A 19,242-nucleotide genomic window follows, 5' to 3' on the forward strand; every position below is an offset into this window, starting at 1 on the left:
CCTCAGGGTTTGCGCGCGGCGGGCTGCGCCTGCGCCGCGTCTGGTGTCGCCGTCGTCGTGGCCGTCGGCGGTCGCGTGGTTCTGGGAGCGGGCGGCACCGGCCCGCCGCCCTCGCTCTCGTCTTGCGCCGCATCCTCGATCCGCTCGCGCCGGATTACCGCCGGATCGAGCCCCATCTCGCGCTGCGCCCGCTGGCGGCTTGTCAGCCCCGCCTCGATCTCGCGGATCTTCGCGGGGATCTCGCGGGTCGGGTCGATCACCGGACGGCGTGGGGCCGTCCAGCCGAGCGTAAAGCCCGGCGCGCGCAGGAAGGCCATCTGCCAGGCCTCGAGCGTCCAGCGCCCGAGCCCCTCGCAGAGCTGGCCGATCATCACCTGCTGCTGCCAGGTCTCTACATTGCGGTCCATCTCCATCCGCCCCATCCGGCCCGAGGAGAAGTTCACATGGCTCAGATCGCCCGCCAGCGCCTCATAGGTGATCCCGAGCCCCATCGCGACCGCCGCCAGCGTCTGGCGCATGAACGGATCATAGCCATCGACCTTCGGCGGTGTGCTCCACGAGATTTTTGTGCCGGGCGGCAGCTCGGTCAGCGTGCCGGGTGCCACATTGCTGAGCCCCATTGCCTCTGCCTCCTCCTCGGCATCCGACGAAGACGCAGGCCCGTCATTATCTTCGCGCTCGACAAAGCCCGCCATGAGGGCGGCCATCTTCTGCTTGAGGATCTCGCCCTCCTGATAATCCGACAGATCGCCAAGCGTCAGGAGCACGGGCGCAAACCAGCTGATCCCGCGCAGCTGGCCCGGACGGTCGATCCGGCGGATATGCAGGATATCCTCGGCCGGCACGCGGATCACCGACAGATCGGTGCGGGCGGAGGCGGTGCCCGGATGCTGGCAGAAGAGGTGATAGGCCACCACCCTGCCCTCGGGCCCGATCTCCAGCCCGTCGATCACCTCGTTGCCGCCGTGGGAGGTCACCCAGGGGCAGAGATAATCGGCCTCGAGAAGCTCGATCTGGAAGGGCAGCTTCAACCGGCGCGCCTGTGCCCCCCGCCGCCAACGCCTGCGCACCAGCACCTCGCCATCCTCGACCACCGCATTCATCGCAGCCCGCTGAAGGCCCGCCAGATGCAGCACCCCCATCGCATCGAGATCGGTGCTGCCCAGATGCCCGAGCACGATCGCCTCGGCCTTCTGGCGGGTGCGGTCGGCGCTGGCCTTGACCGAGGGAATGATCCCCGTGCCCACCACATTGCCGGTGATCACCGAGATCCCGCGCGCCGCATAGGGGCGGTTGCGCACAAAATCGCGGCTCACCCCGCGCAGCCGCATCCGCGCGCCCTGCGCCATCCCCGCCCGATCGGCGGAACTGCCCGTGCCATGCCAGCTGCTGGTGCGCGACGAGCGCGAGGCGGCATCGTAATGCATGAGCATGCCGAGCCGCTTGCGTGCGAGCATCCGCGAGAGCCCCGCCTCGGGGGCGAGATAGCCGATCATCCGGTCGAGAAGACGCGGACCGGCCTGCAGTGGTCCTTTGCTGCGGCCGACCATCACAGCCCCCGGCTCAGGCGCGGGCGCAGCTGGCGCAGGGTGGAGACCCGCCCCGCCCCCGTCACCTCCGCCTGCATCCGGCCCAGCTGGCGCTGCATCTCGTCGAGGCTGCGGAACTGCACCCGCTCGCCATTGACCTCGACGCTGGTCACACCTTTGGCCATCGCCGCCTTCAGTTTGTCGATCTGGTCCTGCGTATAGGCCATGCGATCATCTCCGCAGATAGTTGAGTGTCTGGACCCTGCGCCTCGGGCGCGCGGGCTTTGGAGCGGCGGCCGGAGCGGCCGTCTCCGCAAGGGCCACCGCCATGGAATTGAGAGGGCCCGCCGCCGCCCAGCCGGGGGCTGTCTCCCAGTCGCGGATGCGCAGGAGGCCGAGATATTCGGCCAATGCCCGCGCCTGCACCGAGAGATCGAAGCTCTCGTTGCGGATCTGGCCGCGCCGCTTCTCCCAGCCCTCCTTGCCGCGCTCCTCGGCGATCAGCTCGCCAAGCTGGTCGTCGCTCATCCAGAGCGCGGTGTAGAAGGCGCCTGCCGCATCGCCATTCACCTTGCCGATCGCCGCACTCACCGTGTCCTTGATCCGGTCGGTCGCGATATTGAGGATCCTGATCGAGCGGGCCTTTCTGCCTTTTGATCCCCGTTCCGGCGTATCGAGCCAGACGCGGGCGGGCAGTTTGAACCCGCCGCGCCCGCGCGAGATGAACCAGCGTTTGGCAAGACCTGCCGCCTTGCGCCCGCGCCAGAAGGCCTCGGCATTGTCCGACACCCCGGGCGAGCCCTGGAAGTCCACCACCAGCGCGATGGCGCGCAGCCCGTAGCCCGCACCCGAGACCGGCCAGACCTGCTCGCCGAGCGCCTCGAGCACTGCCCAGTCCTCGCCATAGCGCGCGGGCTGCACCGAACGCTCGGCTTCGGTATTGGGCGCGCCTTCGGGCGGGGTGACCAGATCATGGCGTTCGACCACCTGCGCCCGTCCCCCCTCGCCCCAGGCGGTGACCTGCACCGGAAAGCGGTTATCCTGCACATCGACCGAGACGGTGACAAAGCGCACCCAGTCGGGCAGCACCCCGCGCGGCGTGGCCTGCGCGTGATCCTTGAGGAATTGCAGCCCGATCTCGGCCTCCTTGCCAAACGCACCGCGATAGGGCCTGCCGATCTCGGTGTAATAGACGCCAGACAGCTCGCTCTCGTCGCTCAGATCCTCCGCCTTGCGTCGCGCCGCCTCGAAGTTCGCCACGAGCTCGGGCCAGTTGGCAAAGGTTGCCGCCGCCCCGTCGAGCGAGTAGCTCGCCACATCGGTGCGCCGCACCGCACTATCGCCGATCGGCACCAGCGCCCGCCGGCCCGCCTCATCGACCTCCTGCCCCTCATGGAGCCAGCCGCCATGGCCCATCAGCGCACGGCGGTTCAGCTCGATCTTGTGGCGGTGCGCGATCAGCGCCCCGCAATGCGGACAGCCCATCTCGGCCCCGACGCCTGCATCGCCCGGATCAAGCGCCGCGTCATAGACGAGCCGGTCGAAGCGCGGCTCGAAGAGGCCCGTGCAGTCCGGGCATTCCCAATACCACCGCCCCCGCGTGCCCTCATTGTAGATGTTCACGATGCCCGCCGTGGTGGGCGGCAGCATATGCGGGGTGTCGGGCCCCGAATGCCAGCTCGGATCCTCCCAAGGATGGGCGGGCGTGCTCTCGACCAGCACACAGCCGCGGCTGAGATAGGTCCGGATCCGCTGGCGCGCCATGCGGTAGGGCGTGCCCTCGGGGCTGTCCTTGGTGCCGAGCACCACCGGAAAGTGGTCAAAATCCGTCATCGCCACCAGCCCGTAGGTCCCGCCCGAGAGCTGCTGGGCCGTGGGATAGCCGATCTCGACCCGCGTGCCGCGGAAGCGCTTGCGCGAGAAGGTGCTGTCATCGCGGCCTTTGCCCAAGAGGTCATGGATGCGCGGGCTGTTGCGCACGATCGGATCGAGCTTGTGTTCGACCCATTTATCGCGCTCGGGGCGCGACATATGGATCACCTGCACCGGCATCGGATCACACATCACGCGGTGCAGGCAGCTTGTCTGCAGCATCACCGTCTTGCCCGATTGCGAGGGGCCCACGAAGGCCACCACCTTGAAGCGGCGCGAGCCGGTCATATCGGCGGGCTCGACCATATAGGGCGTCATCATCCGGTCGATCAGCTGCCAGTTGCCCTGCGTCTCGACCCGCACATAGCGCTCGGCGGCATCGGTCACGCTCATCCGGTTCACCGTCTCGATGATCGGCATGGCATCGGCGAGGATCTCCTCGGGCCGCGTATAGGGCGGCAGCGGCTCGCGCAGACGGGAGGACTGCGCGCCCATGCGGGTGGTATCGATCTCGATCATCAGGCTTCCTCCTGCTGGACGGGATCGCCTCCCTTCAGCGCCCGCACGATGGCGGGGGTCTCGAACATGTCCTTGCGGATGCGCAGCGCGGCCTGCACCAGCACCTCGTCACAGCGGCTTTGCAGCTTGTCGACCTGGGCAGGCGCGAGGCCGAACTCCACTTCGGCAAAATCGGGCAGCGACATCATCGCGTTGCGGAACGTGGTCAGCACGTCATCGATCATCGCCTGCATCCGGGCACGGCGCACCAGATCGCCCCGCGCCTCCGCCGCGCGCGAGCGTTTGTAATCGGCATCCGCCTCTTCGGCGATCTGCGCCGCTGTCAGCACCTGCTCGTTCGGATCGGCATCCTCGTCATTGCGGAAAAGAAGCGACATCTGCGCCGAGGCGCGTTCGCTGGCCTCGAACCGGCGCTGCGTCTCGCCATCGCGCCACATTTTCCAGGCATAGCATTCCGAGAGCCGGAACGCGTAGGATTGCCCGTTCGAGCCGCGCGCCACCACCGGCATGCCCTGCTCGAGATATTTGCTGATGATCGGCTCGGTCTTGTTGAGCCCGCGCGCGAGCTGCGTGCGGTTGACGATCCCGTCCTCGACCGACTCTGGCAGAGGATAGAGTTCAAGCGCCTCCTCCAGATTGAAGGTCATGACAGATCAACTCCCTGAATAACAACAACAACCCAAACAGATACCCCCGACAAAAAAACACGATGTCAGAGGCACGGGGTGCGAATTACCCGCATGCGGGCATGGGCCCGGAAGGACCCGTGGGCTTACCCGAAGCGTTTGGCGATCATCTTGGCGAGCGTCCGGCCCAGATGGGCGGGCAGCCGCGTCTCGTAGATCCGCTCGGCCTCGGCGAAGAAGCCCAGCCGTTTCTGATAGACCGGCACCTTGTCCGACAGGATCGCCACCCGCTCGGCAATGCCCGACGGCCCGCGCTTGTAGATGTCCTGCGTGAGCCCCGCTTTGGGCACGAAGTAGCGCGCCCGTTTAGGTTTACGTTTGCGCGAGGCTTTGGTCTCGTTGGCCGCGCGGTCCCGCTGGGCATTCAGCGCCGAGAGCACCTGATTGCGCTCGCCCGTCGACCAGTTGCCATAGGCATCAAGCCGCGCGCCCTCGGCAGGGATCACCGACTGGATAATGCCTTCAAAGGCTAGGTTCTGCGCCAGAAGCTTCTCGAAGCCTGTCTGGCCCCTTGGCCCGCCCTCTTCCTGCACCTTCAGGTAATGGCGCCGGCCAATCACCGCCCGCTCCTCGACCGCAGCCTCCAGATCGGAGGTGCGGGCTTTGCGAACCCGGAACGCCTTCTGCGTGAACCGCGTGGGCCGATCAAAAACCACCGTCATCCGCTCCGCCACATGCGCCCGCGCCTCCTCCACCGTGTCATTGAGCGCCCAGGTCGAGGCGATCACCACATCGCGCTTGGCCAGCGTGTCGAGCGCCGTAGTGAAGCCGGAGGTGTCGAGGATGGGGTTAGGCATCTCGGAACCACTCGGGTGAATGCGGGATGATCACCTCCTCGGCCTCGAGCTCGGCATTGGCTGGCAGGAGGCGCGAGACATTGAAAACCGCGCACCCGCCGATCAAGCCGAAGAAGCGCAGGACAAGATAGCCGATCGGTCCCTCCGGTCCGACCATCCGGCAGCACCATTCATTCGTGGTCTCAACAGGAGCGACCGTCAAAGCCTTGAAGGAGAGGCGCATCCGCACCCCTCGCCCATCCTCCGACGGATCGAACCATACGCGTTCAACCTTATGCATATCGCCACCAATGTCTGGAAATAGAAAACGCCCGCAAGGTCTTTCAACCTTCGGGCGCTCGTGTGGTGACTGCAAAATGTCAAATCGGACTGATGCAGTCAACTCCTATTTCTCCACGGAGAGAGCACAGGCTGGGCGCTGGTAACGATGATGGTGTCGAGATAGCCAGGAACGCGAAGCTGCGAAGCCACTTCAAGAAGCGCACCACACCAATCGAGATAGGCTCGACGGCGCTTTGCTGTCTCCGAACCACCCCCCACGAAAGAGATCGGGCAGCATCGACTGCCAACCTTCCGCAGGTTGCGCGACCGAGCCGAGCGATAGGACCAGTCATCACCTTTAGCCTCGAGCGCAATCGATGCGCCCTCTTTGTCGAAATCCCAACCAACCGGCACCACATGACGGCGCGCAGATCCCCGCCAATCCGGCGCAGTCCCTGCACGCGCATGGGTCGCCACCAGCACCGCCATCTTGCGCCCGAACATCGGGTTCAGCTCCAGCGCCTCGACCGCTGCCGCGATCATCGCCGCGTCGGGATGCACATGCGGCGCCAGGCCAGCGCCACCGCCATCGACGCGGCAGCCGAGCTTGGCCTGCTGCATCATCCGCCATTCGGGCGAGACGCCCACGCGATCAAACTCATGCGCCCCGCTATGGTCGAAATCCATCCGCGCATTCTCCGGCCCGAAGGCCCATTCCAGCGCCGAGCGCACACTCATCACCCGAGGCCCCGCCGCCACGATCCGGCCCCGCCGCACATCCGTCATCATCATTGCTCTGCCCCTGCCAGCTTCGCGATTTTCTCGCATTGGTTCATCGCCACCTGCCGCCGGTGGCGAAAGGCCATGTCGTCATCCGAGACCTGCCGGCCGGCGGCCATGTTCTCCTCGATCAGCATCAGGCGGCGCAGGTTCTCCCGCGCCTTCTCGCGCAGCTGGCTGGCGGCGAACGCATTTGGCCAGCGGCGGGTATCCTTGACCGCGCGGCGCAGCTCGGGCGCCCAGCCATCGCGCAGCGCCTCGCGCCCCATCGCACTGGCAAAGACCGCGCGCATCAGCGGGCTGCCGGTCTCTTCGGGCGGATCGATCTCGGCGGCCTTCTTCAGGATCTGCGCGCCCGCCCAGATCCGATCACCGCGCGCACCGCCCGGATGCGCGACGATCTCTTCCTTGAGCGCATCGAGATTGATCCCGGACATATAGGCGAGCTTGCCGCTCACCTCCTCGATCATCTCCTCGAAGCCCGCCTTGGTCACGGTCGAAGGCCGCCCGAGCCCCAGCCGCATGAGCGGCTCGAAAAGCACCGCCCGCACACGCTTCTCGCCGGTCGCCTGTTCCACACTGTCCATGTCACCGCTCCTTTCTCAGCAGATCCCGACTTATCCACAGCCACCGCCCTTTTCCGTCCGGGGTGCGGGTAACTGTTATGTCTCTGTCTTTGTCCCTGTCGTGCAGGACACTTTTAAATCTGTCCGGAATTCGTCCAAATCTGTCTGGCGGACAGATTGAAGACACTTTGGACAGAAATTCAGAAAGCCGAACGCGTCCGGTTCAGCTGCATCGAATGCGCCGACCAAGCGCCAAGGGCCTGCTCGATCCAGGCAGAGGTGCGATAGCCGGAGCACCGCTCCGACAGCCAATCCTCGATCCACAGCACCGCGCCATCCTGCTCGGCAAGGCTCGCGTTATAGCTGGCCAGCGTCGTACGCAGACGCTGCAGGCGCTTGGCCTTGTTGGCCGCGTCATTCTTGGCCTGATTGTCATGCTTACGCGAGATCGCGTCGGTGACCATCAGCAGCACATGCGGGTGATAGAGCCGCCGTGCCCCGCCCTTTGTCTGGCACGATTGCCACTTGTGCAGCGGGCCGTAATCCATCCGGCACAGCGCTTTGAAATGCGCCGAGTCGACACGCAGGTGGAAGGCCAGCTCGTCCAGATCATCCGGCAAGGTGCCGACCGGCGTCTGCTCCATCGAGATGCAGATCAGGTCGAAATACAGCGCCCGGCATTCCGCCGTGCCCTTCGCCCGCATGGAGGAATTGAGCCAGCGTCCGTGTTCCCACGCCATGAAGTGATGGCTGTCGAGACGCGTATTCTCATCAAAGGGATATTCGAGAAGATCCTCGGTATCGACGACAGTGAAGGCCCGTTCAACAACACCCATCACATCACCCCTTTCGCTTCGACCATGACGGGCACCCCGTGCGAGGCAGCCCATTGCACATCGGCCCAGATCTGCGGGCAGCTTGCCCATCCACGGCAGGCAGGCACCCAGATCGCGCCCGCCGCATTGCGGAGACCTGCGACCTGTTTGGCCCAGCCGACCGGCTCGTTGATTTTGAGATGCATATCGACCTCGAGCATCGCCGCCCCGAGGATCACGGGCGAGACCGCCCAAATGCCCATGCGCGACAGCTCGGCACAGGCCCGCGCCGCCGAGAGCGCGTCGGCTTCGGTGACCTGGTAAAGATCAAGGCGGACAGTCGAGGTCACATAGACAGGCTTTCCGCCCGAGCGCCCGACAACATCCGAAGGCCCTACCCCGAAGACGATCGGGCCGGACCAGTCCTGCGGTTTGGCCGAATGCGACAGTGCGGCCCATTCATCAAACGGGGCGCCCATCACCTGCCCCCCTTCGTCTGGATCGTCTGCATCAGGATCGCGCGAAGCCCGGTCATCTCGGTGATCGAGTCATCGACTTCCGGCAGCGCTATCTGCGCGTCTTCCCACCGGCCAGACCGCGCGGCCTGCAGAGCGTAGAAGATCGCCTCGCCATTTTCTTTGATAGCATCGGCGCAAGCGCTCGTGAGCTCCTCCAACACAGCCACCTCGATCGGTTGGAACACGCCGCCCGCAAGCGCCGCGAAATGGCTTGCAAGAATGGCCGCCGCTGCGGGGTCCATCCGCGCCATGCGGTCGAGGTAGTTCACCCCCAATCCGCCCGGACGATCCTCGCGCATCTCGGTGCCGTAGCTCAGAACCGAAGGCGCGAGCCCCGTCGCGGCAGAGGCCTTCCGCACCCCGCCAAACACGTCGTAAACATCTGACACCACATCTTGGATCGAACCGGCCTCAACAGGGCGCATGTGAACCTCCGGAAAAACTGTTCGCTAGGATCTGGACGCGACCTGCGTCACAAGGAGAGCATGGAAAAACGACATTCTTCATTGGACTGCACCCTCGCGCGCATGACGCTCGAGCATCCACTTATGGTTGCAAAATCCAAAGCCACGAGCGGTAGCTGCATTTACTACGGCCAGCTGCCAATCCGAGGGAATGCGACCAGTCTGAGCCCACTTATAAACCGCAGCAACATTCGCACCGACATCAGCAGCGAACGCGGCACGAGAGGGCCACAATGAAATGAGAGCTGAAATTGAGCAGTTTTGTTCCATTCTCTTTTTCTGGACGATTCTTCCATAAAAAGGAAGTGGAAATATATTCGATGGGAAATTACTCAAAAAGTGCGAAGATACACCCATGAGTAATCGACCAGCTTTGCCACGAATAGACATCGAGGGAGTCGCAGCGCGCCTTGAGGCACTCCGCGAAACCACCGGTCTAACCCGTGACAATTTCGCCAAGAGTTTCGGCTACGACCCATCCAGTTACACAAAGACCGCGAATGGCACGAAACCACTAAAGGCGGAGCATGCTTTTGCATGCGCAGAAATTTGGGGCGTTACGATGGACTATTTATTCCGCGGCGACATGAGCAGAATAGACTCCAGCCTGCAGAGCAAGCTCATAAAAAACCTTACAAACCGGACGGAATAAAGCGCATCAATCGACAGGCCTAACCTATCTGACAACCAAAACAGCGCCCTATCCCCTAAATTATTCCGCATCAAGTAGCACCGAGTTCGATCTCCCGAGACATATCAACCTCGGGCCTTACTGCATTAAAATCATAGCATTACGATAAGATTCAAAAATTAAATCCATACGCATGCTTAATGCTGCATGCTACGCGTGACTTTCATGACGCGTCAAATGATAGATCGGCTGATTTTCTATAATTGAGCCTTCTCCCTGTCCAACTTGGACAGATGACGCAGCGCCACTCTCACCGAAGAGCGGGACAACCCCGTCCGAACGGACAGGCCATGAATACTTTGCACACCATAAGTTTTCTGAACCAAACGAACGTGCGCAACATTCAAAGAGCCATACTTCTTGCGCAAAGCCAGCAATGTTCGGCACAGCAGCCTTAGCTCCATTCTCCCCCCACCCCAATTCACTTCCGGGATACTTACCCACGCCAGCCGCGCGAGCCCTAACTACTAGATGTTTCATCCAGATATTATGAAAACAGATCTGGAAATATCTTCCATATTTATATTGACTCTGGACGTTTCTTCCATTTACCTAACCTTCATTGGCAGCGACACAAGAGCCTGCCGCCTCTCAGGATGGAGCCGCGTCATGCAGACATTTTATCAAGCCAGACCCTCGCGAAAGCCCCTTGGGGCCATCGTCTGCGCCTGCGCGGCTCTCCTCCTCCTGCTGATCTATCTCGACCCCATCGCGCAAGCGACCTGCGCCCAATGGCAGGCCGAGAACACCGCTTTCTGAGATCGGTTGCCTGTGAACTGCTCGAACCCAACTGCCGGGCGGTGATCTGCCTGACACCGCCCGGACTTTTCTCGAGGAGCCCATCGTGAACGCCATGACGCCCATTCCCCAAAACACAGAGACGCCCGAGCTCCTCGCCCGCACGGCCCATAACATCAGCCGCGCCAATGCGGGCAAGCCGCCGACCAAACCCGACGCGGATTTCAAGGTGGCCGAGGACAAAGCCTATCAGGTTACCGGCGATGAGTTGCGCCAGTTCATTGAGCAGTTCGAGAGCCTCGAGGCCGAGAAGAAGGATATCGCCGGGCAACAGAAAGACGTGATGGCCGAGGCCAAGGCCCGTGGCTACGACACCAAGATCCTCAAAAAGATCATCGCCCTGCGCAAGCACGACAAGAACGACATCGCCGAGGAAGAGGCGATCATGGACATCTACAAGCAGGCGCTCGGGATGGACTGACAGCATCCGGCCCCACCCCCTTTCCTCCCGGGGCCCGATACGGGGCGGCGCTTAATACCCACCAGCGCCGCCCTAAGATCCCGAGCTTCGGCCAGCGCCTATCGGGCCCTGCCCCAAACTCAGGAATTCGGCGTGTCCCACGCGCGCCGGACAGGCGGATGCGGCAACCAGTTCGGAGGCCTGCCGCGTCCGCCGGCCCTTATGAAAGGACAGAGAATGCCCTCCCATCAGCATCGCAAAATTGAGAAGCGCGCGGTCATCATTCCGGATGGCCTTAGTCAGTCCAACATTTGCGCCCGTGTCGTCACTATGCCTCGCGCCCCTTGGGACGCGCCCAACAGCAAGCTGGAGGCCCGCCCCGAGACGGCCCCACGCCAGAGCATCATCCTCGCCAAGGAAGCCCGCCGTCGCGGCATCAATGGTCGCGCCTTGGGCAACCTTATGCGCACTATGATCGCCGAAGAGCTTCGTCAGCTGCGCGAAGAGAACTACCCCGCCGAAGTCGTTATCTGAAAGAAGCACCCTCGGTGGCAGCGCAGATCCGATCATTCAGGAGGCAGCCATGGGAACAGCCCATTGCAGTTGCGGCCATTTCTGACGCCCTCGCATCAGTCTGAGGGGTCACCTAACGAACCAGAAGGAGGAACAAATGGGAAGACCTCGCGGCTTTACAAAGTCAGAATTGGAAAGGTCGATTCAAGTGGCGAAGTCCTCCGGATTGACCATTTCCGAGATCATCATTGAAAACGGAAAGGCCCGGTTGATGTTCGGCGGAACGTCAGAGCAAGTCAAAGAACTCCGAACGGGAGAGCCTAAAGGCTGGGACGATTACGAATGAAGGTCAACCTTCCAGGACTGATATCTGAAATACTTCCGAGCGGGAAAGTGCGGTATCGAGTGCGTTTGGCCGGCGACAAACGAAAACGTATCACTTTGGCCATCGGACCAGAGCACCCGCGTTTTCATGAACACTATCACACGGCCAGACAGGGTATCCAACTCGCGCTTGAGGCCGACGAGAAAAAGCCGACCGAGATCACCGGATCGGTGGGCTGGCTCGTTCAGATGTACCTAAAGGAGCTTGAGGCGATGCTGGCGCGTGATCAGTTGCACAAATCCACGGTCCATCAGAGAACCGTCTTCCTGAATTGGATGCGCGCTCAGGTCGGCGAAAGATCAGCTGCGATGCCCCGGCAGGCGCTGGTTAAGCTGCGAGACAAGAAAGCCGACACCCCCGGTGCAGCGGATAACTTCATCAAATCTGTCCGGGCAATGTATGTGTGGGCGATTGATCGCGGTTTTCTGACGGAGAACCCGACCGATAATATGCGCAAGCTCAATACGAAAGGAAAAGGCGCCACACCTTGGACACTTGAAGATCTGAAAGCCTTCCGAGAGACGCACCCTTTGGGAACGAAAGCTCACTTAGCGTTGACGCTTTTCATGTTTACGGCCTGCCGGATCGGGGACGCCTATCAACTCGGCCCATCAAATATCATCGAGAAGGACGGAATGCGGTGGCTGAAATGGACACCCCAGAAAGCAGGCAGTAGTCCGGTCGAGATCCCCATTCTCGCGCCTTTGGCGAAGGCGATCGAAGCCACCGAAACTGGCGAGACCTTCCTGCTTTCGGGCTGGGGCAAGCCGTTTGCGAGCAAAGACGCACTCGGGAATTGGTTTCGTGACCGTGTCCTCGAGGCCGGTTTATTCGCGCGGTCACCTCACGGCATCCGCAAAGCCGCGGGCGAGCTGCTCGCGCTGAATGGCGCATCCCAATACCATATCATGAGCGTACACGGGCATAGCAATGCCAAGACCTCAGAAGTCTATACGCGTGGCGCAGAAAGATCCAAACTGGCGCAGCAGGCACTGGAAACTCTGCGGGGTATCGACTGGTAGACGTGGGACACCCGCGCTCTAAAGCATTGATTTTGTTATCCCAGAAACAAGAGTGAACATGGGACACCAAGCCTTGAAACTAAACAGTTATTTCGTGCTGTATCAGGCCCTCACCGCCCACCATGTAAATCAATCCCTTACATCGTGAATTGCCTGCCCTTACGAAAAGCGCTCAGGTTCCGTGAACCCGGTTTTCGGCCGAGCCTCTCTTGCCGAACCAGCGGTGACCAAAGACACCGTCTCGGGGATGTGGTCTGCCATGTCACTTGCATGGTCCGTTTTGACCGTTCAACACGCGTCAGCCGTCAGCCGTCAGCCGTCGGTCTACGGGCACGCGGCTCTCGGGTGCTGGTGGGCCATATTCCGGCGAGCTGTGCGGGCGCATTGTGTTGCCGTATTGGCATGTAAGGGATCGCCAGCCTCCATGGTGGCGGAGCGCAGAACGCGATCCCGCGCCGGCCATCGCTCGACCAATGCGGCCAAAGCTATGATAAAATCTACAAGGATGGCTGAAATTGTGGCGGTCGGTCCACGGCGGTGAAAGCACGGAGTCTGGTCAATCTCCTTGCTATGACCAGCATCAGGATCTCATTTAAGAAGCTGGACGGTCTCATGCGCGAGCGGGTCACGCGTGATGGCAGCGAATGTTAGCCCTAGATTGATACTGCGCAGCAGAACTGCAGAGCCGCATCGGGTCTGTTGCAAAATTATGAACACCATTAATCCGAAAAAACTTTTCGGATCTGGCTGCAGATCCAGACTCTCCGCAGAGATTTGCAAATGCACTCGAGATAAAAGGCTGGCGCAGTCAGAGCGCGAGCCTTTCATTTATGTCCCACGGCTCCGGATATGTCACCGCCAACCGGAGGCTCTAGCGGGACGGGGGTCACTCGCTCAGGAATTTGCCGCAGAAGAAGATCAGCGGTGCGCCCTCGCCTGCGGCCCGCACACCCTGCACATTGCCGATGATAATGGAGATATCGCCATGCTCGACGACCTTTTCGACCGAGCAGTCGAATACCCCGAGCGCCGATATTAGCGTGGGCGCTCCGGTCGAGAGCGTGTCCCATGCCTCCGGATCGAAGGTTTTCTCCCCCTTGCCGCCGAACATATTTGCCAGATGGGCGGTGCCCTCGGGCAGGAAATTCACCGCGAAATGGCCCTTGTCCAGAATGCCTTGCAGCGCGGAGGTCTTCTTGTCGACCGAGACGATCATCGTGGGTGGATTGGCGCAGACATGGCTGGCCGAGAGGCCCAGAAAGCCCTTGGGACCCTCGGCGCTGTCGGTGGTCACGACGGTCGCGCCGATTGCGCGCTCGCCCAGAGTTTTCCAGAAACTGCCGATATCCATATCGGTGCCGATGGCTTCCATTTTCATCATATGTCCTTTCATGGAAACGGGCCCGCAGCGGGGCGGGCCCGAGGGAGGAGAAATGCTCAGAAATCCTGTGCACTGCGTTTGCGCACCAGTTGCGACAGGGCCACTGCCAGCACCAGCGCGCCGCCATAGAACAGGTTCTGCACGAAGGATTGCATGCCCATCATCGTAAGGCCGGTGATCCCCGTCACGAGGAAATAGACCGCCACCAGCGAGCCTATCGGGTTGAACCGCCCGGGCGTGATGGCCGTGGCGCCAAGGAAGGCTGCGGCAAAGGCCGGCAGCAGGAAGCTGTTGCCCGAATTGGGATCCGCCGCGCCGATGGTGCCCGCATAGATCACCCCCGCAAGGGCCGCCATTACCGACGAGCACATAAGCGCGCCGAAACGCACACGGTCCACCGCGATTCCCGAAAGCCGCGCCACCTCGCGCCCGCGCCCCACAAACAAGAGCCTGCGCCCCAGCGTGGTGAACCCGAACACATACCAGATGACCAGACACATGATCAGCGCATAGTAGAAGGCCAGCGGAATGCCGAAGAGCCGCACCGCCACTACCCAGTTCACCAGCGCGAAATCGATCCCGCCGATCGTGGCCGAATTGCTCATCCACAGGACGATCCCGTTGATAAATGTGCCGGTCCCGAGCGTGACGATCAGCGAGGGAATGCGGAAAGTCAGGATGAAGAAGGCGTTGATGACGCCTACCACAGCCCCCACCAGCAGGGCTGCCGGAATGGCCAGCCCCAGCGAGAGCCCCATCCGCGCATTCAGCACCGCCACAGTCATCGCGGCAAGCGTCAGAACGGCGGCCACCGACAGGTCGAAATCGCCCGCCGTCAGCGGGATGATCAGCGCCAGTGTCAGGAAGACGAGGATGGATTGCGAGCCGAGCATCGTGGACACATTGGCCCATGAGAAGAAGCTCTGCGGCTCGAGGGCTGCAAAGATCAGGAACAGCACCACCAGCGAGGCGACAAGCGCGTAGCTTTCGGCAATGCGGCCCCACTGGATTTGCCGGCGGGCCGCGTTTTCTGTTTCAGGCGCGTGGTCACTTGTGCTCAGGGTCATGCGACCTCCGGAATTGGCGCGGCGCCATGCGCCCGCAGGGTTTCTTGGGTGATGCTGTCCTTGGTCAGAGCGCTCCCCGACAGCTCGGACACGATCCGGCCTTTGGCAAAGACCAGCACGCGGTGGCAGATCTGCGCCAGCTGCTCGGCATCGGTCGAGGCCACCAACACCGCAGTGCCGCCGCCCGCCGCCCGCGACAGCTCGACAAAAAGCTTCTGGCGCGCGCCCACATCGATACCCTGCGTGGGCTCGTCCAGCATCAGCACCTTGGGTTTTGTCTGGAGCCACTTGGCCATCAGCACCTTCTGCGCATTGCCGCCCGAAAGCGCGCCCAGCGTCAGATCGGGGCGGTTGGGCCGCACGTCGAACCGCCGCCCCAAAGCCTCGCAATTCTCGCGCAGGCCCGCCCAGTCGATTCCGAACCAGTTGCGGAACGCCCCCATCACCGGCAGCGAGATATTCTCGGTCAGCGTGAGCGAGCCCACCCCCGCCCGTCCCAAGCGGTCGGCGGGCAGATAGGCCATGCCCTGCGCCATCGCCTTCGCGGGGGTCAGCTGCGCGGCAGGCAGGGTCTTGCCACCCGTCTCCAGCTGGCCCGTGGCAGGCCGCACGCCAAACAGCGCCTCGGGGACCGCATCGAAGCCCGATCCGATGAGCCCTGTAAGTCCGAGGATCTCGCCCTCGCGTAGATCGAACCCCACATCGGTGATCTGCCCCGCCGTCAGGCCGCGCACCTTGGCCACAACGGGGGCTGCGGGCGGGAGCGCCTGCGTGTTCTGGAACAGATCCACGCTCTCGCCCACGATATGGCGGATGAAGTCGTCGTGGCTCGCCTCGCCGGACACCACGGTGCCCGCCAGTTTCCCGTCGCGCAGGATGGTCGCGCGGTCGGTGATCTCGCGGATCTCGTCGATATCATGGGCCACAAAGATCACTGCCGCGCCATCGGCGACGATGGCGCGCATGAGCCCGAAAAGCTGGTCCACACCCGATTTCGGCAGGAAGGGCGTGGGCTCGTCAAGGATCAGGATCCCCTGCCCTTGTCCCGCATGGGTCTGCACCTCGTCAAAGGCCCGCGCGATCGCCAGAAGCGCACGATCGGGCTGGCTGAGATCGGCCACACGGGCGGCCGGGTCGATCTTCAGATCGAACCTCTCGAAGATCTCCTCCACATGGCGCCGCGCCGCGCGCCAATTGATGCGCAGGCGCGTCTCGACCGACAGATCGTTGAGCATCATGTTTTCCAGCACCGACAGCGTCGGGATCAGCGCCAGATGCTGATGCACGAAAGAAATCCCGTTGGCCCTTGCGCCCCCTGCGGGCATCGGCAGCCGCGCCTCCCGCCCGTGCAGGATCAGCTCGGCTCCGGCTTCGGGCGCATGCAGCCCCGCAAGGCATTTGATCAGCGTCGATTTGCCCGAGCCATTGGCCCCCAAAAGCCCGTGCACCTCACCGGGCATCACCGTCAGCTCGACATCATCCAGGACCTTGGTCGTGCCGAAGACTTTGGACAGATGGCGCGCCAGAAGGGCTGGCGCCTGCCCCGGATAGCTCCGTGGCAGGCGGTCAGGGCTTACAGGGCTCATTCGAGCCCCCAGAGTTTGCGATAGCCTGCAAGCTGTGCATCGCCATAACCCGCATCATAGGTCGCAGGCACGCCAGCTTCGGCCGCATTGTTCTTATCGAAGATATAGAAAGGCACATAGAGATTGGCCGGCACATCGCCCACATCACACAGATCGCGCATATAGGTATCCATCGACGACCGCGCGATCCAGCCAAGGCTCTCGCCCACATCCATCTTCACATCGCCATTGCGGATCATATCCAGCACGAAGGGCGTGCCGTTGAAGGTGGCGATCGGCATGCCGCGCTTGCCGGTGATCGCCAGCGCCGGCAGCACGAATTGCGACATGGAATCGTAGATCGGGATGATGAAATTGATCGACGGATCCTTCAGCAGCGCCGATTGCGTCGAGGTCTGGATCCGCGTCGCCCAATCGGCCAGAGCGACATTCACATAGGTCGCCTTGCAATCGGGGCACAGCTCGGCCAGCGTCTTCTCGATGGATGTCCAATAGGGCTGCGAGGGCAGGATATCATCCGAGCCGATCACCAGCACATTGGCCTTGCCTTGAGTTTCCGTCACCGCATAGGCCGCGAGGATCTTGCCCACATCGGTAAAGGACACCGGCAGCGAGATATCGGCATTGGGATCTTTCTCCTGCGTCACGTCCATATAATGCGAGGCATAGACGCGGATGCCCTTCTTGCGCGCCTCGGCCAGCTGCGGCGCAAGCGAGGCGGGGATCAGTCCGCCCATCAGGTCGATGGCGGTGAAATTGTTGGAGATCGCATATTCGACGCCCTGCACCCATTGGGTCGGGTTGCCCTGATTCTGCCAGATCTCGTGTTTGAAGCCCACCTCCTTGGCAATCTGGGCCTCGCTCTCGACAATGCCCTGATTGAACGGGATCGAGGAGGTGGTGGGGATGGTCAGGATGCTTTTGCCCGCCATGCAGGATTTGGCATCGAACGGCTTGCCGGGTGCCTCGAAACCGGGTTTCTGGCTATGCGCGCTCAGGATCTCCTCGGCGGCAGCCAGATTGGCCTCGGCATGGGCCGGAAGGGCGGACCATGCAAGCCCCGCCCCCAGAAGCCCCGCGCGGATCATCGAAATCGGTTTGGTCATGTGAATAGCCCCGTTGGTGACAGTTTCCGCATCCGCCGGTGGCCGCTTTCATGAGCGATCTCTTCCGGCGCGCGTGGCTCAAGAAGGCGTGAGATGGGGGGCAATGGTCAACTTTAAGTTTGTACATATACATATGAGAAAAATTAGAGCGGGCCGGAATTGACAGGATTGCGCCGGAAATGCTGTGGTCCGGGGCTATATTCACACCTGATGCCCCTCGGTTCCGCAAAACGGGCCGCATCCATAAAGAACAGACATATGACGGATACCTCCTTGCAAAGCGATCTCGCGCATCCCGATCTGGCGCAGAGGGAGAGCGGGCTGGGCGCGGCGCTTGCGCTGACCACCGCCTCGCAGGTGGCTGCGACCTCCTCCGTGCTGGCGCTCACCACGATCCCCACGCTGGTGGCCAATACGCTCGGAATCGGGCCGCATATGATCGGCTATCAGGTCAGTCTGATCTATGCCTCGGGGGTGATATTCTCGATGATGGCGGGGGCGCTGGCGAAACGCTGGGGACCGGCGCGTGTGGGCCAACTTGCGCTGCTTGGCGCCTTTGCCGGCTTTGCGGGTATGGCTACGGGGCATCTGTGGACGATCGCGCTGGCCTCGGTGCTGATCGGCGTGGGCTACGCGCTGAACAACCCGTCGTCGTCGCATGTCCTGTCACGGCTGGCCCCGCCCGCGCGGCGCAATCTGATCTTCTCGGTCAAACAGGCTGGCGTGCCTCTGGGCGGTGCGCTGGCGGCATTGGCCATTCCGCCGCTGGCCCAGAGCTTCGGCTGGCAGCCTGTCCTGCTGGGGTTCTCGCTGATCCCGCTGGTGCTGGCGCTCGTCTACCAGTTGAAACGCGGTGCATGGGATAACGAGCGCGCGCCCGATATCGCCATCGGACGCGGCATCTGGCAGGGCCAGCGCACGGTGCTCTCCAACCCCGATCTCAGGGCATTGGCCTTTTTGGGCTTCTTCTATTCGGCGGTGCAGCTCTCCATATCCACCTTCACCGTGGCGATGCTGATCGAGGAATTCGGCTGGAGTCCCGTCTCCGCCGCAGGGATCGCCGCTATCGTGCAGATCGCCGGTGCGGGCGGACGGATTTTCTGGGGGCTGGTCGCCGACAGGTTGCGCAACGGGTTTGCGGTTCTGGCCATCGTGGGCTTTATCACAGGCGCCGCGATCCTCGGCTTCTCGCTGATCGGCAACCTGCCCGCACTGGGGCTCGCCCTGATCGGACTGGCAGGCTTTACCGGCAATGGCTGGAACGGGGTGCTTCTGGCCGAGACCGCCCACTCCAGCCCCGGCAAAGGCACGCTGACCGGCGAGGTTCTGACCTATACCTTCATCGGCGTGATGGTCGGTCCCGCCACCTTCTCGCTGGCCTTCAACCTGATCGGCAGTTTTAGCGGCACGTTCCGCCTCTTGGCAATTGTGGCCTTTGCCGGAAGCCTGTGGGCGCTCGTGCGCGCATGCAAGGCGCGCCGCTAGA

The 19,242-nt window shown here is 62.4% G+C and carries 21 protein-coding genes; 6 read left to right on the forward strand and 15 right to left on the reverse strand.

Annotation, left to right across the window (positions count from 1 at the left end; all coding sequences use genetic code 11):
- Positions 1-2: 2 nt before the first annotated feature.
- From ABEB22_RS15225 to ABEB22_RS15275, 11 genes are all read right to left on the reverse strand, one after another.
- A complete protein-coding gene (locus ABEB22_RS15225; RefSeq protein WP_349295788.1) occupies positions 3-1,550 on the reverse strand; it encodes a phage portal protein in 1,548 nt (515 codons plus the stop codon).
- Positions 1,550-1,756 carry a phage head-tail joining protein gene (locus tag ABEB22_RS15230; protein WP_339113269.1) on the reverse strand — a complete coding sequence of 69 codons (207 nt, stop codon included), beginning with the start codon at positions 1,754-1,756 and terminating at the stop codon, positions 1,550-1,552. The genes ABEB22_RS15225 and ABEB22_RS15230 overlap by 1 nt, the downstream gene beginning before the upstream one ends.
- A gap of 4 nt (positions 1,757-1,760) precedes the next feature.
- Positions 1,761-3,920 carry a terminase gpA endonuclease subunit gene (locus ABEB22_RS15235; protein WP_349295789.1) on the reverse strand — a complete coding sequence of 720 codons (2,160 nt, stop codon included), beginning with the start codon at positions 3,918-3,920 and terminating at the stop codon, positions 1,761-1,763.
- A complete protein-coding gene (locus ABEB22_RS15240) occupies positions 3,920-4,567 on the reverse strand; it encodes a hypothetical protein (RefSeq protein ID WP_349295790.1) in 648 nt (215 codons plus the stop codon). Before ABEB22_RS15240 ends, ABEB22_RS15235 begins: the two co-directional genes overlap by 1 nt.
- Positions 4,568-4,692: 125 nt before the next feature.
- Entirely contained in the window at positions 4,693-5,403 is a 711-nt protein-coding gene (locus tag ABEB22_RS15245; RefSeq protein ID WP_349295791.1) for a hypothetical protein, read from the reverse strand.
- The gene (locus tag ABEB22_RS15250) at positions 5,396-5,683 is read right to left on the reverse strand and encodes a hypothetical protein (protein ID WP_349295792.1); all 288 of its coding nucleotides are present in this window, start codon (positions 5,681-5,683) and stop codon (positions 5,396-5,398) included. The genes ABEB22_RS15245 and ABEB22_RS15250 overlap by 8 nt, the downstream gene beginning before the upstream one ends.
- Before the next feature lie 98 nt (positions 5,684-5,781).
- Positions 5,782-6,456 carry a hypothetical protein gene (locus ABEB22_RS15255; protein WP_349295793.1) on the reverse strand — a complete coding sequence of 225 codons (675 nt, stop codon included), beginning with the start codon at positions 6,454-6,456 and terminating at the stop codon, positions 5,782-5,784.
- A complete protein-coding gene (locus ABEB22_RS15260) occupies positions 6,453-7,031 on the reverse strand; it encodes a hypothetical protein (protein WP_349295794.1) in 579 nt (192 codons plus the stop codon). The genes ABEB22_RS15255 and ABEB22_RS15260 overlap by 4 nt, the downstream gene beginning before the upstream one ends.
- A gap of 179 nt (positions 7,032-7,210) precedes the next feature.
- The gene (locus tag ABEB22_RS15265; RefSeq protein ID WP_349295795.1) at positions 7,211-7,846 is read right to left on the reverse strand and encodes a hypothetical protein; all 636 of its coding nucleotides are present in this window, start codon (positions 7,844-7,846) and stop codon (positions 7,211-7,213) included.
- Positions 7,846-8,304, reverse strand: a complete 459-nt coding sequence (locus ABEB22_RS15270; RefSeq protein ID WP_349295796.1) for a DUF1937 family protein — start codon at positions 8,302-8,304, stop codon at positions 7,846-7,848. Before ABEB22_RS15270 ends, ABEB22_RS15265 begins: the two co-directional genes overlap by 1 nt.
- Entirely contained in the window at positions 8,304-8,768 is a 465-nt protein-coding gene (locus ABEB22_RS15275) for a hypothetical protein (RefSeq protein ID WP_349295797.1), read from the reverse strand. The genes ABEB22_RS15270 and ABEB22_RS15275 overlap by 1 nt, the downstream gene beginning before the upstream one ends.
- Positions 8,769-10,107: 1,339 nt before the next feature.
- Here ABEB22_RS15275 and ABEB22_RS15280 point away from each other — a divergent pair.
- From ABEB22_RS15280 to ABEB22_RS15300, 5 genes are all read left to right on the forward strand, one after another.
- Entirely contained in the window at positions 10,108-10,257 is a 150-nt protein-coding gene (locus tag ABEB22_RS15280; RefSeq protein WP_349295798.1) for a hypothetical protein, read from the forward strand.
- A 208-nt stretch (positions 10,258-10,465) separates the two neighbouring features.
- Positions 10,466-10,717: a DUF2312 domain-containing protein gene (locus ABEB22_RS15285; protein WP_349295822.1), complete on the forward strand. Its 252-nt coding sequence runs from the start codon at positions 10,466-10,468 to the stop codon at positions 10,715-10,717.
- Positions 10,718-10,933: 216 nt separating this feature from the next.
- Positions 10,934-11,230: a hypothetical protein gene (locus tag ABEB22_RS15290; RefSeq protein WP_349295799.1), complete on the forward strand. Its 297-nt coding sequence runs from the start codon at positions 10,934-10,936 to the stop codon at positions 11,228-11,230.
- Between the two features lie 136 nt (positions 11,231-11,366).
- Positions 11,367-11,555, forward strand: a complete 189-nt coding sequence (locus tag ABEB22_RS15295) for a hypothetical protein (protein ID WP_349295800.1) — start codon at positions 11,367-11,369, stop codon at positions 11,553-11,555.
- Complete coding sequence (locus ABEB22_RS15300; RefSeq protein ID WP_349295801.1) at positions 11,552-12,616, forward strand: tyrosine-type recombinase/integrase; 1,065 nt, start codon at positions 11,552-11,554, stop codon at positions 12,614-12,616. Before ABEB22_RS15295 ends, ABEB22_RS15300 begins: the two co-directional genes overlap by 4 nt.
- An 886-nt stretch (positions 12,617-13,502) precedes the next feature.
- Here ABEB22_RS15300 and ABEB22_RS15305 read toward each other — a convergent pair.
- From ABEB22_RS15305 to ABEB22_RS15320, 4 genes are read right to left on the reverse strand one after another with little or no spacing between them, the layout of a single operon-like run.
- Complete coding sequence (locus tag ABEB22_RS15305) at positions 13,503-13,997, reverse strand: flavin reductase family protein (protein WP_349295802.1); 495 nt, start codon at positions 13,995-13,997, stop codon at positions 13,503-13,505.
- Between the two features lie 56 nt (positions 13,998-14,053).
- Positions 14,054-15,064 carry an ABC transporter permease gene (locus tag ABEB22_RS15310; RefSeq protein WP_349295803.1) on the reverse strand — a complete coding sequence of 337 codons (1,011 nt, stop codon included), beginning with the start codon at positions 15,062-15,064 and terminating at the stop codon, positions 14,054-14,056.
- Positions 15,061-16,650 (reverse strand): sugar ABC transporter ATP-binding protein, encoded by a 1,590-nt coding sequence (locus ABEB22_RS15315; RefSeq protein ID WP_349295804.1) that lies wholly within the window; start codon positions 16,648-16,650, stop codon positions 15,061-15,063. The genes ABEB22_RS15310 and ABEB22_RS15315 overlap by 4 nt, the downstream gene beginning before the upstream one ends.
- Positions 16,647-17,756: a substrate-binding domain-containing protein gene (locus tag ABEB22_RS15320; RefSeq protein ID WP_349295805.1), complete on the reverse strand. Its 1,110-nt coding sequence runs from the start codon at positions 17,754-17,756 to the stop codon at positions 16,647-16,649. Before ABEB22_RS15320 ends, ABEB22_RS15315 begins: the two co-directional genes overlap by 4 nt.
- A 258-nt stretch (positions 17,757-18,014) precedes the next feature.
- On the opposite strand from ABEB22_RS15320, the gene ABEB22_RS15325 reads away from it, so the two are divergent.
- On the forward strand, positions 18,015-19,241 hold the full coding sequence (locus ABEB22_RS15325) for an MFS transporter (protein WP_349295806.1): 1,227 nt from the start codon (positions 18,015-18,017) through the stop codon (positions 19,239-19,241).
- Position 19,242 lies beyond the last annotated feature (1 nt).

The sequence above is a fragment of the Thioclava sp. 'Guangxiensis' genome, assembly GCF_045348365.1.
Classification (GTDB): domain Bacteria; phylum Pseudomonadota; class Alphaproteobacteria; order Rhodobacterales; family Rhodobacteraceae; genus Thioclava; species Thioclava kandeliae.

What these genes read in the sequence shown, in the direction of transcription:
- ABEB22_RS15250 (WP_349295792.1), bottom strand. Translation starts at nt 5,683, where the DNA reads ATGCATAAGGTTGAACGCGTATGGTTCGATCCGTCGGAGGATGGGCGA.
- ABEB22_RS15235 (WP_349295789.1), bottom strand. Translation starts at nt 3,920, where the DNA reads ATGATCGAGATCGATACCACCCGCATGGGCGCGCAGTCCTCCCGTCTG.
- ABEB22_RS15320 (WP_349295805.1), bottom strand. Translation starts at nt 17,756, where the DNA reads ATGACCAAACCGATTTCGATGATCCGCGCGGGGCTTCTGGGGGCGGGG.
- ABEB22_RS15310 (WP_349295803.1), bottom strand. Translation starts at nt 15,064, where the DNA reads ATGACCCTGAGCACAAGTGACCACGCGCCTGAAACAGAAAACGCGGCC.
- ABEB22_RS15270 (WP_349295796.1), bottom strand. Translation starts at nt 8,304, where the DNA reads ATGGGCGCCCCGTTTGATGAATGGGCCGCACTGTCGCATTCGGCCAAA.
- ABEB22_RS15225 (WP_349295788.1), bottom strand. Translation starts at nt 1,550, where the DNA reads ATGGTCGGCCGCAGCAAAGGACCACTGCAGGCCGGTCCGCGTCTTCTC.
- ABEB22_RS15305 (WP_349295802.1), bottom strand. Translation starts at nt 13,997, where the DNA reads ATGATGAAAATGGAAGCCATCGGCACCGATATGGATATCGGCAGTTTC.
- ABEB22_RS15260 (WP_349295794.1), bottom strand. Translation starts at nt 7,031, where the DNA reads ATGGACAGTGTGGAACAGGCGACCGGCGAGAAGCGTGTGCGGGCGGTG.
- ABEB22_RS15255 (WP_349295793.1), bottom strand. Translation starts at nt 6,456, where the DNA reads ATGATGATGACGGATGTGCGGCGGGGCCGGATCGTGGCGGCGGGGCCT.
- ABEB22_RS15265 (WP_349295795.1), bottom strand. Translation starts at nt 7,846, where the DNA reads ATGGGTGTTGTTGAACGGGCCTTCACTGTCGTCGATACCGAGGATCTT.
- ABEB22_RS15290 (WP_349295799.1), top strand. Translation starts at nt 10,934, where the DNA reads ATGCCCTCCCATCAGCATCGCAAAATTGAGAAGCGCGCGGTCATCATT.
- ABEB22_RS15275 (WP_349295797.1), bottom strand. Translation starts at nt 8,768, where the DNA reads ATGCGCCCTGTTGAGGCCGGTTCGATCCAAGATGTGGTGTCAGATGTT.
- ABEB22_RS15280 (WP_349295798.1), top strand. Translation starts at nt 10,108, where the DNA reads ATGCAGACATTTTATCAAGCCAGACCCTCGCGAAAGCCCCTTGGGGCC.
- ABEB22_RS15325 (WP_349295806.1), top strand. Translation starts at nt 18,015, where the DNA reads ATGACGGATACCTCCTTGCAAAGCGATCTCGCGCATCCCGATCTGGCG.
- ABEB22_RS15295 (WP_349295800.1), top strand. Translation starts at nt 11,367, where the DNA reads ATGGGAAGACCTCGCGGCTTTACAAAGTCAGAATTGGAAAGGTCGATT.
- ABEB22_RS15245 (WP_349295791.1), bottom strand. Translation starts at nt 5,403, where the DNA reads ATGCCTAACCCCATCCTCGACACCTCCGGCTTCACTACGGCGCTCGAC.
- ABEB22_RS15230 (WP_339113269.1), bottom strand. Translation starts at nt 1,756, where the DNA reads ATGGCCTATACGCAGGACCAGATCGACAAACTGAAGGCGGCGATGGCC.
- ABEB22_RS15315 (WP_349295804.1), bottom strand. Translation starts at nt 16,650, where the DNA reads ATGAGCCCTGTAAGCCCTGACCGCCTGCCACGGAGCTATCCGGGGCAG.
- ABEB22_RS15300 (WP_349295801.1), top strand. Translation starts at nt 11,552, where the DNA reads ATGAAGGTCAACCTTCCAGGACTGATATCTGAAATACTTCCGAGCGGG.
- ABEB22_RS15240 (WP_349295790.1), bottom strand. Translation starts at nt 4,567, where the DNA reads ATGACCTTCAATCTGGAGGAGGCGCTTGAACTCTATCCTCTGCCAGAG.